Source organism: Moraxella canis, from assembly GCF_034424565.1.
Classification (GTDB): domain Bacteria; phylum Pseudomonadota; class Gammaproteobacteria; order Pseudomonadales; family Moraxellaceae; genus Moraxella; species Moraxella canis.
In genome coordinates this window covers 413,984-430,970 of sequence record NZ_CP139961.1, presented here as the reverse complement: position 1 = coordinate 430,970, position 16,987 = coordinate 413,984, and the positions used below count along the sequence as shown (strand labels likewise).

General features: G+C 44.0%; 20 protein-coding genes and 2 riboswitches. Of the genes, 9 read left to right on the top strand and 11 right to left on the bottom strand.

Annotated features, from left to right (window positions below):
- Positions 1 to 120: 120 nt before the first annotated feature.
- The 4 genes from gcvP to gcvT all read right to left on the bottom strand — a co-directional run bounded on the left by gcvP (position 121) and on the right by gcvT (position 5,132).
- Positions 121 to 2,973: an aminomethyl-transferring glycine dehydrogenase gene (gene gcvP / locus U0021_RS01855; protein ID WP_327037532.1), complete on the bottom strand. Its 2,853-nt coding sequence runs from the start codon at positions 2,971 to 2,973 to the stop codon at positions 121 to 123.
- A 135-nt stretch (positions 2,974 to 3,108) separates the two neighbouring features.
- Complete coding sequence (gene gcvH / locus U0021_RS01850) at positions 3,109 to 3,489, bottom strand: glycine cleavage system protein GcvH (protein ID WP_114800104.1); 381 nt, start codon at positions 3,487 to 3,489, stop codon at positions 3,109 to 3,111.
- A 33-nt stretch (positions 3,490 to 3,522) separates the two neighbouring features.
- Positions 3,523 to 4,029, bottom strand: a complete 507-nt coding sequence (locus U0021_RS01845; protein WP_114800103.1) for a hypothetical protein — start codon at positions 4,027 to 4,029, stop codon at positions 3,523 to 3,525.
- Entirely contained in the window at positions 4,029 to 5,132 is a 1,104-nt protein-coding gene (gene gcvT / locus U0021_RS01840; RefSeq protein ID WP_114800102.1) for a glycine cleavage system aminomethyltransferase GcvT, read from the bottom strand. The genes U0021_RS01845 and gcvT overlap by 1 nt, the downstream gene beginning before the upstream one ends.
- Before the next feature lie 67 nt (positions 5,133 to 5,199).
- Positions 5,200 to 5,319: riboswitch (glycine riboswitch) on the bottom strand.
- A gap of 10 nt (positions 5,320 to 5,329) precedes the next feature.
- Positions 5,330 to 5,454, bottom strand: a riboswitch (glycine riboswitch).
- A gap of 172 nt (positions 5,455 to 5,626) precedes the next feature.
- On the opposite strand from gcvT, the gene U0021_RS01835 reads away from it, so the two are divergent.
- The 6 genes from U0021_RS01835 (at position 5,627) to U0021_RS01810 (ending at position 9,328) form a co-directional block, all read left to right on the top strand.
- Positions 5,627 to 5,947 carry a YcgL domain-containing protein gene (locus U0021_RS01835; RefSeq protein ID WP_114800101.1) on the top strand — a complete coding sequence of 107 codons (321 nt, stop codon included), beginning with the start codon at positions 5,627 to 5,629 and terminating at the stop codon, positions 5,945 to 5,947.
- A gap of 118 nt (positions 5,948 to 6,065) precedes the next feature.
- Complete coding sequence (locus U0021_RS01830) at positions 6,066 to 6,548, top strand: hypothetical protein (protein WP_049235694.1); 483 nt, start codon at positions 6,066 to 6,068, stop codon at positions 6,546 to 6,548.
- Positions 6,549 to 6,812: 264 nt separating this feature from the next.
- Positions 6,813 to 7,214: a 30S ribosomal protein S6 gene (rpsF, locus tag U0021_RS01825; RefSeq protein ID WP_049235695.1), complete on the top strand. Its 402-nt coding sequence runs from the start codon at positions 6,813 to 6,815 to the stop codon at positions 7,212 to 7,214.
- A gap of 16 nt (positions 7,215 to 7,230) precedes the next feature.
- A complete protein-coding gene (rpsR, locus tag U0021_RS01820; protein WP_049235696.1) occupies positions 7,231 to 7,458 on the top strand; it encodes a 30S ribosomal protein S18 in 228 nt (75 codons plus the stop codon).
- A 16-nt stretch (positions 7,459 to 7,474) separates the two neighbouring features.
- Complete coding sequence (gene rplI, locus U0021_RS01815; RefSeq protein WP_049235697.1) at positions 7,475 to 7,954, top strand: 50S ribosomal protein L9; 480 nt, start codon at positions 7,475 to 7,477, stop codon at positions 7,952 to 7,954.
- 462 nt (positions 7,955 to 8,416) lie between these two features.
- Positions 8,417 to 9,328: an META domain-containing protein gene (locus U0021_RS01810; protein WP_114800100.1), complete on the top strand. Its 912-nt coding sequence runs from the start codon at positions 8,417 to 8,419 to the stop codon at positions 9,326 to 9,328.
- A gap of 6 nt (positions 9,329 to 9,334) precedes the next feature.
- Here the strand turns inward: U0021_RS01810 and U0021_RS01805 are convergent, their stop codons facing one another.
- Positions 9,335 to 10,228: a LysR family transcriptional regulator gene (locus U0021_RS01805; protein WP_114800099.1), complete on the bottom strand. Its 894-nt coding sequence runs from the start codon at positions 10,226 to 10,228 to the stop codon at positions 9,335 to 9,337.
- 396 nt (positions 10,229 to 10,624) lie between these two features.
- Here U0021_RS01805 and U0021_RS01800 point away from each other — a divergent pair, with 396 nt between their 5' ends.
- From U0021_RS01800 to U0021_RS01790, 3 genes are all read left to right on the top strand, one after another.
- Entirely contained in the window at positions 10,625 to 11,170 is a 546-nt protein-coding gene (locus tag U0021_RS01800) for an NADPH-dependent FMN reductase (protein WP_049235700.1), read from the top strand.
- Positions 11,171 to 11,312: 142 nt separating this feature from the next.
- A complete protein-coding gene (locus tag U0021_RS01795) occupies positions 11,313 to 12,155 on the top strand; it encodes an ion transporter (protein WP_114800098.1) in 843 nt (280 codons plus the stop codon).
- 3 nt (positions 12,156 to 12,158) lie between these two features.
- Positions 12,159 to 12,878 carry a rhomboid family intramembrane serine protease gene (locus U0021_RS01790; RefSeq protein ID WP_114800097.1) on the top strand — a complete coding sequence of 240 codons (720 nt, stop codon included), beginning with the start codon at positions 12,159 to 12,161 and terminating at the stop codon, positions 12,876 to 12,878.
- Positions 12,879 to 12,936: 58 nt separating this feature from the next.
- On the opposite strand, the gene argB is transcribed toward U0021_RS01790, so the two are convergent.
- The 6 genes from argB to rsgA all read right to left on the bottom strand — a co-directional run bounded on the left by argB (position 12,937) and on the right by rsgA (position 16,964).
- A complete protein-coding gene (gene argB / locus U0021_RS01785; protein WP_049235703.1) occupies positions 12,937 to 13,833 on the bottom strand; it encodes an acetylglutamate kinase in 897 nt (298 codons plus the stop codon).
- 48 nt (positions 13,834 to 13,881) lie between these two features.
- Positions 13,882 to 14,346, bottom strand: a complete 465-nt coding sequence (dut, locus tag U0021_RS01780; protein ID WP_114800096.1) for a dUTP diphosphatase — start codon at positions 14,344 to 14,346, stop codon at positions 13,882 to 13,884.
- Positions 14,347 to 14,487: 141 nt separating this feature from the next.
- Positions 14,488 to 14,934, bottom strand: a complete 447-nt coding sequence (gene secB, locus U0021_RS01775) for a protein-export chaperone SecB (RefSeq protein WP_078255639.1) — start codon at positions 14,932 to 14,934, stop codon at positions 14,488 to 14,490.
- Positions 14,935 to 14,991: 57 nt separating this feature from the next.
- Positions 14,992 to 15,255 (bottom strand): glutaredoxin 3, encoded by a 264-nt coding sequence (gene grxC, locus U0021_RS01770; RefSeq protein WP_192831293.1) that lies wholly within the window; start codon positions 15,253 to 15,255, stop codon positions 14,992 to 14,994.
- 98 nt (positions 15,256 to 15,353) lie between these two features.
- Complete coding sequence (locus U0021_RS01765; protein WP_049235820.1) at positions 15,354 to 15,767, bottom strand: rhodanese-like domain-containing protein; 414 nt, start codon at positions 15,765 to 15,767, stop codon at positions 15,354 to 15,356.
- 99 nt (positions 15,768 to 15,866) lie between these two features.
- Positions 15,867 to 16,964 carry a ribosome small subunit-dependent GTPase A gene (gene rsgA, locus U0021_RS01760; RefSeq protein WP_114800095.1) on the bottom strand — a complete coding sequence of 366 codons (1,098 nt, stop codon included), beginning with the start codon at positions 16,962 to 16,964 and terminating at the stop codon, positions 15,867 to 15,869.
- Positions 16,965 to 16,987: the final 23 nt, after the last annotated feature.

Below are 16,987 nucleotides of genomic sequence, written 5' to 3'. Positions count from 1 at the left end.
AAATCATAAGCCAATGACTTAACCAGTTTTAAATCACAGCCAACCTTCACATTAAGCCTGATAAGCTCCCAAAAAATCCGTCCAAAAAAGGACGGATTTTAAGGTGCATAAGCTGATTATTTACTCATAGTTTTCAATGCTTGGGCATGAACAAATGAGATTTTTATCGCCATAGACATCGTCGACGCGTCCCACCGATGGCCAGAACTTGTGCGCTTTGATATAGTCTAGTGGGAAGGCAGCTTCTTCTCGGCTATACGGACGATCCCACTCGCCAGTGATGACAGCTTGGGTGTGCGGTGCGTTCACCAGTGGGTTATTGTCCAGACTCCAACCGTCCTGACCTGCCTGAACTTTTAAGGCTTCTTGCTTAATTTGCTTTAATGCACTGATAAAGCGATCAAGCTCAGCTTTACTTTCAGATTCAGTAGGCTCAATCATCAGCGTGCCTGCCACGGGGAATGACATGGTCGGCGCATGAAAACCATAATCCATCAAGCGCTTAGCAATGTCAGTCTCAGAGATGCCTGTTTCTGCCTTCAATGGGCGGATGTCGATGATGCATTCGTGCGCGACACGACCATTTTTACCAGTATATAAAACTGGATAATCTTCGCTAAGCTTGGTGGCGATATAGTTGGCATTGAGTAGTGCTTGTTTGGTTGCTGCTAACAGACCATCACGACCCATCATGGTAATGTACATCCATGAAATTGGTAAAATACTTGCCGAACCATAAGGTGCTGCCGATACCGCTGATTGCTCAGATTGGGCATTGAACACAGGAGCGACGCTGTGGCTTGAGATGAATGGTGCTAAGTGTGATTTTAGTCCAATCGGACCCATGCCGGGACCGCCGCCGCCATGTGGAATACAGAAGGTTTTGTGTAGGTTCATGTGTAGTACGTCTGCACCGACATCGGCTGGCTGCATGATACCCACTTGCGCATTCATGTTGGCGCCGTCCATATAGACTTGTCCGCCATGCGCATGAATCATGTCGCAAATATCACGAATGCCTTCTTCAAAGACGCCATGCGTCGAAGGATAAGTGATCATCAAGGCGCCGAGTTTATCACTGTGCTCATCGCATTTGGCTTTTAGATCATCAATATCCACATTGCCGTTATCATCAGTTGCAACCACAACCACTTTCATGCCCATCATCTGAGCAGTGGCAGGGTTAGTGCCGTGCGCTGAACGAGGGATCAGGCAGACATCACGCTCAGTTTGACCCAAGCTTTCATGATAACGGCGAATGGCGAGCAAGCCGGCATATTCGCCAGAAGCACCCGAATTTGGCTGCATGGAGATTTCATCAAACCCTGTGATGGCTTTGAGCTGGGTTTGTAGGCTGTCGATCATCTCGATATAGCCCTCGGTATCGCTTTTGGGTGCAAAAGGATGCACACCCGCAAACTCGCTCCAAGTAATCGGCAGCATCTCGCTGGTAGCGTTCAGCTTCATCGTGCATGAACCCAGCGAAATCATTGAGCGATTCATGGCAAGGTCTTTATCTTCAAGCGACTTCAGATAGCGAAGCATCTGATGCTCGGTGTGATGGCTGTTAAAGACAGGGTGGGTTAAGATCTCATCTTGTCTTAATAGATCACCTAATTGAACCTGCACAGTATCAAGACTACCGTTAGCGCCAAAGATTTGGCAAAGCTCATCAAATTCGACTTCGTCGGTCAGCTCATGAAAAGAAACCGAAATACCGCCATTGGTATGCTGCCATAGGTTATAGCCTTTGTCTTTGGCAGCCTTATAAATCGCTTCTGCTTGATCGCCGCACTCAACCAATACCGTATCAAAAAATACATCATGACGAACTGCCAGACCAGCTTTCTTAACTGACTCAGCAAAGGCAGTCGCTAAGGCGTGGATGCGCGTAGCAATACGCTTAAGGCCTACAGGTCCATGATAGACGGCGTACATACCTGCCAAATTGGCAAGTAAGACTTGGGAGGTGCAGATGTTTGAATTGGCTTTTTCGCGGCGGATATGCTGCTCGCGCGTCTGAAGCGCCATACGAAGCGCGGTGTTACCTTGAGCATCTTTAGAGACACCAATGATACGACCAGGAGCGGAGCGTTTGTCTTTATCTTTAAAAGCAAAGTAAGCCGCGTGCGGACCCCCAAAGCCCATCGGAATACCAAAACGCTGTGTGCTACCCAAAGCAATGTCAGCGCCCATATCAGCAGGGGATTTGAGTAGCACCAAGCTCATGATGTCGCTTGCGACAATCGCATAAGCGCCTTTTTGTTTGACTGATGCGATGATAGAGCTTAGGTCAAGTACGTCGCCGTCTTTACCGACGTATTGGAAAAACGCGCCAAAAAATTCGCCATTTTGCGCAGTATCAAAGTCGCCTACCACAACCTCAAAGCCAAAATATTTGGCGCGAGTTTGAATAACATCTAAGGTTTGCGGATAAGTGCGCTCATCCACAAAAAATTGGTTTGATTTTGATTTGCTGACACGCTTAGCCATCGCCATCGCCTCAGCAGCAGCGGTCGCTTCATCCAGTAGGCTTGCGCCTGCCAAGTCCATGCCTGTCAGATCAATACATACTTGCTGAAAGTTTAACAACGCTTCTAGGCGACCTTGGGCAATCTCAGCTTGATATGGCGTGTAGGCGGTGTACCAGCCTGGATTTTCTAGCACATTGCGCTGAATGACAGCGGGTAGGCGCGCAGGCGAATAACCTTGACCGATATAGCTTTTGGCGACGGTGATTTTGTCTGCCATTTTGCGCAGTTTTGCCAAAGCATTGTGTTCACTCATCGCCGTTGGCAAGTCCAAATCCTTATTCAGGCGTACCGCCTTAGGCACCACGGCATCGATAAAGCTGTCTAGATCATCAAAGCCAACTGTTTTTAATAAATCTTGTTGCTCACTTTCATCTTTGCCCAGATGGCGATGCACAAAGGCATTTTCATAAAATAATTCAGAAAAATTGTTAAAAGTCATGGTCATTCCTCGTGATAAAATCCAAAACTCAGCGTTTAAATTGATTAGCCATCAGACATTTCAATAAAGCCCAATGGCTAATCAATTTAAACAAGGGCAAAATGCATTTTTGCCCTTGTTTACTAAGGCAAATGCTTATAGTGAGTTTTCGTACTCATCGCTGGTCATCAAGCCATCATAATCGGCAGGATTGGCAGGCTTGATTTTAAAGAACCACGCTTTGCCGTATGGGTCTTCGTTAGCAAGCTCTGGGTTGTCCACCAGCTCTTCGTTGATCTCTACGATTTCTCCAGAGATGGGTGCGTAGACATCCGAAGCGGCTTTGACCGATTCAACCACTGCGATTTCTTCATCTGCAGTCACTTCACGACCCACTTCAGGTAGCTCAACAAATACCACATCGCCCAAAGCGTCTTGGGCATGGTCGGTGATACCAACGGTGATGACGCCATCATCTTCTAGTTTGAGCCATTCGTGGCTGGCGACATATTTTAGATCAGCAGGGATATTACTCATAAAAACTCCGTTAGGGTTGGGGTAAAAAATTAATTATAGGGTATGTATTGAAAAATTTGCCATTTTCCAATAGCTATTCGGTCGTGGTTGATAAAATTTGCAGTGCATGCCAAAGGCATAAAGCTCTCTTTTTAGTAAAAACTCATGAGTAAGAAAGGTATCTTTCATTGATTTTTCTGTGTCAATATGAATGGTTTCAACAGGATTGCCAATGCCCACCGTTTTAAAATGATCCAAAACAAATTGATTGGCAAGTAATGTCCCTTCCATATCATCATCACCAACCCCCAGATAGGGTTTAACAAGATTTAAGAATGGTGCAACTTGTAAGTCTTGATTATTTAAAGTCTTGGCAGCACTCTCACAAAGCTCAAAAGTCGCCTTTTCATCAGCCAAAGTTTTAAAGACAGGTGTGTCAGCCAAAGCTGATATAGATACCATGCTTAATAATAAACCGATTGCCAGTTTTTTCATAATCATAACCTTATTTAAAATCCACCCAAAAGCACTCACCACAGCAAAACTTTTGGGTGTTATCATCAATCAAACTGCTTTTGACCATTTCTGACAAAAGGTAGTTTAAGCACGCGCACATCCACTTCTTTGCCACGCATGATGACTTTGGCAGTATCGCCTGTAAAATCGACTGGCACACGAGCGATGGCGATAGATTGCTTTAGGGTTGGGCTAAAGACACCGCTTGTGGTGATGCCATCGCCTTTATCGGTAACGACGGTCATACCATCACGCAGCACACCACCTTTGCCTGTTTGCAAAAGCCCAACTTGTTTGACAGTGACGCCATTATTTTTTAGGGCGGTTAGGGCAGATTTACCCACAAACTCACGCTCGCCATCTTTGAGATCCACCGTCCAAGCCATACCCGCTTCTAGTGGACTGGTCTCATCGTCCATGTCATTACCATATAGGTTCATGCCTGCTTCCATGCGCAGTGTATCTCGAGCGCCCAAGCCGCAAGGCTGCACCCCGACATCTGCTAGAGCTTTAAAAAATGCTTCTGCTTGATCGGCGGGTAGGATCACTTCTACGCCATCTTCGCCTGTATAGCCTGTGCGAGCCACAAACCACTCATCACCCATATCTGCACCGACAAATGGCTTGAGTCCATTCACAGTCTCCGCCCATTCAGATTTGACAGTCAGTAGCTTTTCGATGGCTTTTGGACCTTGGATAGCAATCATCGCAAGCTCGTAGCGCGGCGTAATGGTTACACCAAATGCTTCACCGATTTTGGCAAATTGAGCGGAGTCTTTTTCACGAGTTGCGCCATTTGACACGATGCGATAAGCGGTTTCATCTTCATTCATCAGATAGACGATCAGATCATCAATGACGCCGCCGTTATCGTTTAGCATGGCTGAATACAGTGCTTTGCCCACAAAACCTAACTTAGCAACATCATTGGCAAGTAATTTTTGAAAAAGAGCTTTGGCTTGATCGCCAGTGACATCAGTTACCAGCATGTGAGAGACATCAAACATCCCTGCGTCGGTGCGCACGGCTTCATGTTCGACGATCTGAGAGCCGTAATTGACAGGCAGCTCCCAACCGCCAAAGTCGATTAATTTGCCACCAAAGGCAAGATGGGCATCATAAAGAGGGGTGCGTTGTGGAGCGGTCATGGTCAATTCCTTAGCCTGATTGAGTGCAAAATCATGGGGTATTATCCTTAGAATAATACCTAAAATAAGCACCCCATCTGTCCTTTGACCTGAGATTTTCAATGATTTTGTATGAAATGATTTGGCATACAGTCATCATTTTCTTCCCTTCGGTAGGTGAATTTCACCATTCTCCAGATTGTGTTGGCAAGTATTTGCCGAGATTTTCAGTCCTGTGACCTGAGCGATTATGGGGAATGCGTGCCAAGCTGCACGACAGTTTGCGCCTTCGGTGGTATTTTGAAAACGTCCTGTTCAAAATACACTCTCCTGAAAATCAAAACACCCTTATTATGAAAAATAATGCTACAATTTACAAGTGAAATTTTGAGCTTTTTAAAAATAATTGGCAAAATACATTGGGCTGACTCAAAATGATTCCTGTGAATCAGCAATATTATAAAAGTTCATTTGATTAATTGTATCCATATTAACATTTTATTAAGGAATTTTGAATGCACTGCGATGTTTATAAATTTCCAAAAAACGAAGGCTGGTATGTGTATATCGCGCGTCCTGATTACCCAAATGACACCCAAGAGCTCAAAGACTGGCTGGGTGTCTTACCGACGGCGATGCGCGCTAAGCTTGGCTTGGGTCAGTTTGTGATGCACTTAGACTTGGCATCAAGACAAAAACTGGCTCAAGCAGACATCGAGCAGGTTAAAGCTAAGCTTAATGAGCAGGGCTATTATGTTCAAGCGCCGCCATCAGAGATGCTCGCTGCTCAAGCACTGATGAAAGCTAAAGAAGCTCAAGATAAGAAATTTGATTGAGTTTAACAATTTGATTTTTCATCAGATTTTTAAATATCACCAATTTTAACAACATTTTTATGCTTGCATTATTAAAAAGCGTGTTAAAATAAATCAATTTTATTTTTGGTCAAAATCAATGAATTGGTTAAAAGATTTACCGCTTGAGCAAATCGGTGAAGCGCTGTCAGGCTTTTTTAGCTTTTGGGGTCGACTGACGGAGGGTGTGCCTGCAGGTCAGTTACCGCTCATCGTTTATGTCGTCTGCTGTGGATTGGTGCTGCTTTTATGGCTGGTTATTATGCGCCTGATACCCCGACCTTTTAAGGGGATTAGTTTAGTTGTCTTGGCAGCAGTCATGTTCGCACCAGGACAGGCAGCAGGGGATACAGGTGAGATTGCGCCTGCGATGATTGGGGTGTTTCATGCCATATTGATGAAGGATTTTGGTGCTGCGCTTGGGGCGGCGGTGCCGATTTTTGCGGTGCTCGCCGCTTTATTGGTCGTGGGTGCAGCTTGGCAGATGGCTCGGGGTGCGATTGCGGCTAATGCTGAAAAAGAAGCGCAGGCGCTGCACATCCAGCAGCAAAAGCGACTACTGGATTCTGACCGATCAAACTAAGATAAGTATGACAAAAAAGCTGCTTTCGGCGGCTTTTTTCATGGCTATTTTTAATGATTGATGCACTGAGCTAAAATTAATGCTTATTAATGGTGTAGCACATCAACGCCCAATAAAAAAGATGCCGTCACCTTTCAAAATTTAATTTTAGCTTGAATGTTTTAAAATTTGGTGTATAATATGCGCCTTGTGACTATTATATCAGCTCACATCTCCTTGCTATCATCATAAGATGGTGGCTGTTTTAATCCGTAGGGAGTCCTTATGAGACATTATGAAGTGGTGCTACTGGTTCATCCAGATCAAAGCAACCAAGTTGCCGACATGGTAACCAAATACCGTACTTTGGTAGAAGATAATGGCGGCTCAAACCACCGTCTAGAAGATTGGGGTCGTCGTCAATTGGCGTATCCAATCAATAAGATTCACAAAGCACACTATGTTTTGTTAAACATTGAGTGTAACGAAGAAACTTTGGCTCAGCTTGAAGAGCTGTTCAAATATAACGATGCCATCATCCGTAGCCTAGTTATCCGTCGCGACTCTGCCATCACTGAGCAATCACCATTGGCGAAGGAAGCAGAAGATAAGCGCACTCGTAAAGCTAACCGCCGTAATGACGTTCGCACCGAGCAAGGTGAGAACGACGCTGACAGCGATAACTAATTAAGGAGATTTCATCATGGCACGTTTCTATCGTCGTCGTAAATTCTGCCGTTTCACCGCTGAAGGCATCACTCACATCGACTATAAAGATGTTGAACTTTTGAAGCAATATATCAGCGAAAATGGCAAAATCGTTCCTAGCCGTATTACTGGTACTTCTAACAAATATCAGCGTCAGCTAGCAGTTGCCATCAAACAAGCTCGTTATTTGGCACTATTGCCATATACCGACAACCACAAGTAATTAACGGAGAAAAATCATGCAAGTTATTCTATTACAGCGTGTCGTTAATCTTGGTAAACTTGGCGAGACTGTTGATGTTAAAGCGGGTTACGGTCGTAACTACCTAATCCCACAAGGTAAAGCATTGCCTGCAACTGAAGCTAATTTGGCTAAGTTTGAAGCTCGCCGTGCTGAGCTTGAAGCCTTGGAAGCTGAAGAATTGGCAGCGGCTAATGCACGTGCTGAAGCATTGACTGATGTTAATGTGATCATGCGTGCTAAGTCTGGTGACGAAGGCAAGCTATTTGGTTCTATCGGTGCTCGCGATATCGCTGATGCATTGACAAAATCTGGCTTGGAAGTTGATCGCTCAGAAGTTAAGATGCCTGAAGGTGCTTTCCGTCAAGTTGGCGAGTATAAAGTGACAATCCAGTTGCATCATGATGTCAGCGCTGACATCGTTGTGACCATCTTGTCAGAAGATGCACCAACCGCTGAAGAAGACGATAACGAATAATTGTTAAAATTTTTGGTTATCCACAAACCCCTAAAGGTCATACTTTAGGGGTTTTGTATTATCATGGTTAGACTGCCGAAATTGTATAGCCTTTTACTGCTTGAATACTCAGTTTAATGAATAAAAGTAGGTGGCGACAGCTTTTGAAAAACTATAAATTCTTCTTAAAAATTTAATAAAAACCATTATCATAAAAGTTAATGGTTGTACACCTTATTTACACAAAGGATACAACTCCCAATAAATATCATTACAAAAAGTGCGGAATTGATCTTTGATCAGGTGATATAATCTATTCATAAAATATTGCATAGATCGCATAGAAAGTTCATGCGATTTTGTATGACACTATGACACATAGTGAGACCGACATATTATTGACTAATTTTTGAACAATCAACTCTATATTTTTGAATTTCAGTAATCTAAGGTCGCCCATATACTCAACCAAAAGTGATGATTATGAAAGCGCCAAAGCCCAAACTCAGTTTAACAACTTCACTACTCATTTTGACTTCAGCCATCGCTACTCTTTCTTTTTCTGCGTGTTATCAAATTAAGGATGCGGTGAATGGAGCGGTAAATGAGGCGACCCAGCAACCAATCAAAACACCTAAGCAAACTGCCAAAGTGACTACCGCCAAAAATCCAAGTTTTCAAAACGCTACTGATGAGCTTTTAAAAAATTATAACTGGACATTGGTGTCTGCTGAGGTGCAAGGTGCGCCCATCCATAGTTATGAAAAGATCATTGAGGAGCGAGCGGGTAGTTTGATTTTCTCAAATCGCGGTGTATATTTTAATGTGGGCTGTAATCACAATTTCTTAAACTATCAATTATCTGAAGGTCGGTTGTCGGTTGGTCAAAGAGCCTCCACTTTAATGGCTTGCCATTCTCCCAGCGATGATCTACCCAATCTGGCTCAAATAGAATCAAAGCTTGCGCAGGATTTGAATGACTCGACCTTGAAAATTAGAACCAATTCTGATGATTACACAGCCACTTTGCTGCTCCAAAAAGGGGCTCAAGTGCTGACCTGGCAGGGAGAGATGAAGCCCGAAGTTCGTTATGGTGAGCCGGTGTTGCTGTTTTGGGAAATTGAGCCAGAAAAAATTAACTGCATTGATGAAAGTGGTCAAGAGCGTCAATGCCTAAAAGTTCGCAATGTCACTTATAATGAACAAGGCATTAAGACTGGGTCTGGTGCATGGCGTACTTTTTATGGCGAGATTCATGGATACAAACATCAGCCGAATTTGCGTCAAATCGTTCGCCTAAATGCCTATAATAACCCTGAGGGTAAAGAAAACCCGTATTATATTTATGACAGATCGGTTGAGATTCATTATTTGGATGTTCCAGTATCTCAATAAATACATTCACGCCAAAGGTATTATAGGATCTGACTTGCAATGCGTCATCAGCCAATCTACAAAACTGCGCACTGCAGCAAATGCGCCGCGATTCTTGTAATAAATCAAAGAAATGGGCACAGGATCAATTTTCCAATCACCCAATAGCTCAACCAGTTCAGGATGTTTGTCTGCACTGGTTTTGCACATTTTACCCACGCCCAATCCTTTTATGATCATGTCGTCAACCATGGTATAGTCATTACAGCCGATATATGCGTTCGGACTGACCTTGACGGTTTTGTGATCTTGACTGAAGTGCCACGGCATACTGAGCGTTTGGGCGATGATTTTATGCTTATATAAGTCGCTAGGTGTCTTTGGTACGCCATGCTTTGATAGGTATTCTGCAGTGGCGTAGATGCCAAACTCCATCATCATCCATGTTCTTGCAACGACATTTTCGTTTTGGATAGTCCCCACACGGATTGAGATATCAATGCCATCTTGGATCATATTGATTTTTTGCTGACTAAAATTGATATCCAAAGAAACCCTAGGATAAGCTGCCAAATATCCATCTAATAACGGTATCAGATAGCGATGACCGATATCAGTCGCCACAGAGATGCGCAGCAGTCCCGTGGGTTCTTCAAGCTCTTTATGAATGCTGCTGATGGCATTATCTGCTTCTTTGAGCATATTTTGGGCATGCTCAAAAAATCGCTCGCCAAGTTCATTGAGAGTGACGCCTTTTTTACCGCGATTTAGTAGCTGTGTACCAAGCGTATTTTCCAGATGAGTCAGTCTGCGACTCAGCTTAGAGACTGTAATACCAGTCAATTCTGAGGCAGAGCTTAAGCTGCCTGCCTGAACCACGGACACAAACAATCGGATATCATCAAGACTGGGCTGAACCATAATATTTCTATACAACTTATCAAGGTGGAGATGGCAAAGTGTAGCTTGTTATTTCTTTAAAATCAATGGTATTCATAAAATTTTGTCTTTAGAATGCGCTAGCAAACATAACATTTAAATAGATTTGCCATACAGGGTAATGTGCGTTAGTTAATCCTATCGTATCATAAAATGCGGCTACCATAAGATAAAGTTTAGAAAACTAAACTTAATAAAAGCCGAATTGAGCGACAAATTCATATCAAACTTTGCAAAAATAGAAAATAATGTTTTATAAATAACCTTGTTCAAGATGAGTTTTCTCGGCATAATATTCACCATCAACACTGATCGAGATAAAACGATCAACCAATTTCATCTCGCCCAACGAGGGCAAACATTTAAGGAAATGACATCATGACAAAACAAGTTGCAGTATTAATCGGTAGCGCAAGCAAGACTTCTGTAAACAAGTTGGCGTTTAAATATCTTGAATCTGTTGCTCCTGCCTCACTACAATTCAAAGTGGTTGAAATCGCAGACCTTCCACTATATGACCGTGATTTGGATGAGCAAGATGTACCTGCTTACAACCGTTTCCGCGAAGAAATCAAAGCAGCTGACGCTATCCTATGGATCAGCCCAGAGCACAATGGCGGTCCTTCAGCAATGATCAAAAATGCCATCGACATCGCTTCACGCCCAATGGGTCAAAGCGTTTGGACTGGCAAGCCACTAGGTCTAATCAGCGTCAATGCTAACGGTAGCTCACGCGTAACAGATCAGCTTCGCACCATCGCGACCAGCCCAGCACTAAACATGCCAACTCTACCATTTGGTGCATACTTTGGCGGTATCTTCGCTGGCGCGTTTAATGAGCAAGGCGAGCTGGTTTCTGAGCATGGCAAAGCGACTTTGGAAGGCTTTATCAATGCTTATGCTGAGTTCATCGAAAAGTTCTAATTTTGATGATCAGTCATCACACTGATGGATGAGGGAATCATAACCACCCAATTTAGGGTGGTTATTTTCTTTTACAAAGTAAGCTACCCATTGATTTAAAATTCGGCTACAATAGACAAATCTTTGTCTCATGGCTTTGTGTATGCCAGCAAATAATCCTTTAAAAAACCCAATTAATAATAGCTCGATAAAAAATAAGATCCATATCATCATCGAAGGGACGGACACGCCCGCCGGTAAGCTATTTGATGTGTTGATCTTGGTGGCGATCGTCACCAGTGTTTTGGTGGTCATGTTTGATAGTGTGCTGTTTTTGCGCTTGCAATATGGGCGTTTATTTTTTGTTGCTGAGTGGTTTTTTACGGTCTTATTTACCATCGAGTATGCACTGCGTCTTTATTCATCGCCGAATCGTCGTCGATACGTGACCAGTTTTTATGGCGTGGTTGATCTATTGGCGTTACTGCCCACTTATCTGAGTCTATTTTTTGCGGGCACGCATTATTTGCTGGTTGTTCGGATTCTTAGAATTCTTAGGATTTTTCGCGTCTTTCGGCTAAAATCCTATATGCAGCAAGCGGGATTTTTGGCAGCCGCCTTTAAGACGAGCCAGCATAAAATTACAGTATTTTTCTTATCACTGCTTTTGCTGGTCACGATCTTTGGTTCGGTTTTGTATGTCGTTGAAGGCCCTGAAAATGGCTTTACAAGCATTCCTTTATCAATCTACTGGGCAGTTGTGACATTGACGACGGTGGGTTATGGTGATATTTCACCAAAAACGCCGCTAGGACAGGCGATTGCAAGCATGGTGATGATCACCGGTTACGCCATTATTGCTGTACCGACAGGCATTTTTACTGCTGAGCTAACGCGAACCATGCGCCCACAGCTGCAGCCAATCTCTTGTCCAAATTGCGGTAAATTTGGACATGCTACCAATGCCAAGTTCTGTGACCGCTGTGGTCATGATTTACACGTGTGACAGATGAATTTTTCAACATTTTGGCAAAATGCGCCTTTATCCTTTGTATTGATACTTAGCTTTATTGGCTTAGCGATCGTGCAGTTTTTGATGGGCGTGGATATTGATACGCCAAGCACGCGCGATTTACTTCGATTTGGTGCCAATTTTATGCCACTGTCGATGACCAGTGAGCCTTGGCGGCTAATTAGCAGTGGGTTTTTGCACATTGGTGTGCTGCATTTGTTGTTTAATAGCTTTGCACTGTATTATTTTGGGCAAGTGACCGAGATTATTATCGGCTCGATGTATTTTGGAGCTCTGTTCATTTTAGCTGTGGTGGGCGGTAACCTGCTGGGAGATTATTTGGCATGGCAGGCTGTGTTTTTGGGCACGCCTCCACCGATCAGCGCTGGGGCATCTGGTGGTATCATGGGATTGGGTGCTTTTTTGTTTTCGCTTGCGCTGCTGCGTGCGCCCATCGGACTTAAGCTAAATACCAAAAATTTGGGCTTTGTCATGGCAATTAACTTATTGATGGGTTTTGCGGTTGATGGTATTGATAAAGCAGGGCACATTGGTGGTGCGCTTGTCGGCTTTATTATTGGTGTGATTTATAGTCGTGCTCTGTCTCGTGGTCGACGCGCCGATCGAGTTTTGATTGGTGCGATGGTAGCCATCGTGGCGGGTTTTATGATGATTTGGTATTGGCTGCATTGGCAAATCATGGCGGTGATTGGTTAATTCAACCCATAAAAAATCCCACCAAGGCGAGCTGATGGGATTGATTCATTGAATTTTACTATTTATCACGTAAAATCTGCGTGCCAACACCTTCTTCGGTGAATATCTCAAGCAAACATGCGTGTGGCACGCGACCATCAACGATAGTCACGCTGCGTAATCCTGATTTGATGGCTTCAAGTGCGCCCTCGATCTTGGGAATCATACCGCCTGAAATGGTACCATCAGCGATCAAGTTATCAATATCTTTGGCGGATAAATGGGTAAGTACATTGCCTTGTTTATCCAGCACGCCTTTAATATTAGTTAATAAAAGTAAGCGCTCAGCCCCTAGGAACTCAGCAACACGGCTGGCAACCAAATCTGCATTGATATTATAAGTATCGCCATTGGCATCTACCCCAAGCGGTGCGATGACTGGAATAAAGTCACTGGCAATCAGCATGTCAATCACATCTTTATTCACCGACTCAACTTCCCCCACAAAGCCCAAATCCACCTCTTGGCAGCTGCCATCATCGTTGAGCTTTTGCATATACAGTTTTTTTGCCAAAATCAAATTGGCGTCTTTGCCTGTCATACCGATGGCTTTACCACCGTGTTTATTAATCAGACTTACGATGGATTTATTGACTTGACCGCCAAGCACCATCTCAACGACATCCATGGTGGATTTGTCAGTGACACGCATACCGTCGATACGCTCACTTTCACGCCCAAGCTCGGCCAATAAACTGTCCACCTGTGGACCGCCGCCATGCACCACAACAGGATGAATGCCCACAGTTTTTAGTAGCGCAATGTCTCTGGCAAAGGAGCTTTCAAGCATAGGGTCAGTCATGGCATTGCCACCATATTTGACCACGATCAGCTTATCTTTGTATTTTTGGATATAAGGCAGGGCGGTGGTGATGACTTCAGCCGTGATTTTGGCATCTTCTAGCGTCAAAGACATAACAGATTCCTAATGACAGTTGTTAAAAGTGATTATATCATGAATAACTTAATGGCGACCAGATGACCCAAAGCCACCCGAACCACGAGTGCTGATATCGCTAAAGTCATCAACAATCTCAAAATCAGGGCGTGCGATTGGTACGACGACATACTGCGCCATTCTTTCGGCGGGCTTAAGCTCAAAGTCGGTATCGCTGCGATTCCATATCGACACCATCAGCTCGCCTTGATAGTCAGCATCAATCAAGCCAACCAAATTACCAAGTACAATGCCATGCTTATGACCAAGCCCAGATCTTGGTAGGATCAGCCCTGCAAAATCTGGATCGCTGATATAGATGGATAAACCAGTACCGATAAGCTTGGTTTCGCCTGCAGCAATGATGATCGGCTCATCGATACAAGCTCGCAAGTCGATCCCTGCGGCGCCTTCTGTAGCGCGCGTCGGTAGGGGGAAATCTGGATGAGAGCCGATTTTGGGATTGAGAATTTTAACTTGTACGCTTTTCATAAGGATCACTGATGTTATGGTTCAAATAAGGCTATCATGATTGGATGTTTGATGCAATACTTGCAAAAATCTTTACTTTTTTGGTGAAATGACAAGAATAAAGCCCGATCATCATCGAGCTTTAAAGTATTAATCCGCTGATTAAGCGTTGCCTTCACCATTTTGGGCTTCTAGCTGACTTTGTAAGAAAGCTTGTTCAAAATTCACAGGCGCAAGTAGTAGCTGTGGGAAGCTGCCACGCGTCACGATATCGCTGATGGCTTCGCGAGCATAAGGGAATAAAATATTTGGGCAATACGCTTGTAGTAGATGCGGCATATCTGCCTCAGGAATATTGCGCATCAAAAAAATCCCTGCTTGCTGAACTTCGGCGATGAATGCCACCGACTCGCCAAGCTTAGCAGTGACGCTGACAGTCAGTACCACTTCTTTATATTCTTCATCCAACTCTTTGAAGCTTGTGCTGATGCTAACATCAGTCTCAGGCTGCCATTGTTTGGTAAATACTTCGGTGTTTGGCACTTCAAATGAAATGTCTTTTGTGTAGATGCGCTCTAAGCCAAGCTGTGGTTGAAGTTCTTCAGACATGATGGATTCCTTAACATAAACATAGGTGTCATTGATATATTGAAAACGGCTAAATGATTAAGCCAAAAGCTCATCAAGTTTTCCATCGGCATTGAGTTTATTTAGCTGATCAAAACCGCCAATGAAATTATCGCCAATAAAAATTTGTGGGACAGTGCGATAGCCGTTAGTCTTAGCTGAGAGCGCTTCACGATCTTCAGCACTGATATCATACATGCTGATCTCATCATAAGCGACAGATTTACTATTCAAAAGCTGCTTGGCAGCGACACAATAAGGACAAGTCGGTGTGGTGTAGATGGTTACTTGTTGCATTGTCATTTCCATTAAAATTAAAATAGGGTCATATTCTTATATAAAGGCTGATCATTAAGATTTCAAGGTCTGTTGATCAGGCTAATCATAATCCTTGGCAAAAACTACTTTTTATTGGCACCAACTAAGGGCAAGCCTGCTGCTTGATAGCCCTGAATACCGCCCTCTAGGCGCATAAAATTGGGTCGATTGATCAGCTGAACGGCAGCGCCTGCCTGCATGCCAATATCACACACCAAAATCACAGGCACTTCAATGGCTTGTAATTCAGCTAAGTGATTTTTAAGGTCGCTAAAGGGAATGTTTTGGCTGCCAGTGATATGACCATTGGCAAACTTGCTAGGCGGACGAATGTCAATGATGCGAGCGTTTTGATTATTTACCAATAAACCCACTTCGCTTGGCGGAACTTTACGACCACTGCGCTTACCTTCGATGGCAAAAAATGCAATGATTAATACAATCAGCAAGCCAACTAAGACCGGGTGATTACCGATAAATTCAAACCAACGTTCCAAAGCATACTCCAATGTCTAATCATGAAAGCATTATTATAACGCCAAACTTATCCAAATGCACCGTTTTTCATGTTTATGATGAGGGTGGATAGATTGGTGTTATTTGGCAGAAGGTTTGACTGCGCTTTGACCTGCTTTGGCTTCATCGATCAATAAGTTGAGGCTTTCGATACGCCTTGGTAATACATCGCCTTGCATCGCTGCCGCCCATAGAGCGCATCCTTTGGCATTGGGCGCATGATTACAATCCCGAAATTGACAGCTCCCTGCCAATTCATACAATTCTTCAAAGCCAATCATAATATCATCTGCCGACAGATGCCAAATCCCATATTCGCGAATTCCTGGCGTGTCTATGATACCGCCTTTGTCCAAATCATGGGCATCATAAGGCAGTAGTCGACTGGTCGTCGTGGTATGCTGACCAAGCTGTGAGTTTTGGGAGATGATGTTGGTGGATTGATTGGCATTGGGCAAAAGCTCATTAATCAGGCTTGATTTGCCCACGCCTGATTGACCTGCAAAGATGGATAACTTGCCATCAATATGCTCAAAAAGTGTCTGCAAGCCTGCTTTGGTGTGCGTCGAGGTCTGAATGACACGAAAGCCATATCGATCGCCCAGTGCTTGGTATTCATCGATCATTTGCATGATGGCTTGTTGATCGTTTGGATTTTGTTCATTGAGTAAATCGGCTTTATTTAAGACCAATAGCGGTGTGATATGATTTAGCTTGGCGATTAATAAATATCGATCGATAAGATTGACGGCAGGCTTAGGTAGCGGTGCAAAGACGATGGCAAGCACATCCACATTGGCAGCGACCGGCTTGACCTTATGGTAGCGATCAGGTCGCGTAATCAGTCTATGCCGATCAAGTAAAAGCTCAATGCGTCCCAGTCCTGCGGTGGTGTCAAGGCTGAATTTGACGCGATCACCGGTGGTAAGCATCGGTAAGTTCGTGCGAGCGTGGCAGCGCCAAATCGCGCCAACTGCCACCAAAGGCTTGTCAGCATCTGTTTCAGGCTGACTTGGCATGACTGTGGGCAGATCTGTGATCTGAACATCAAGCTGCTTGCCAAAATGCGACACGATCACACCTTCGGCAAATGTGCCATCATCGGCTTGAGTGGTTTGATTTTGTTCAATTTGACGAGCTTGGCGTTTGGTTAATTTGCGGCGGCGAATCAGCGACATAAATGATGACTTCAAAATAAATA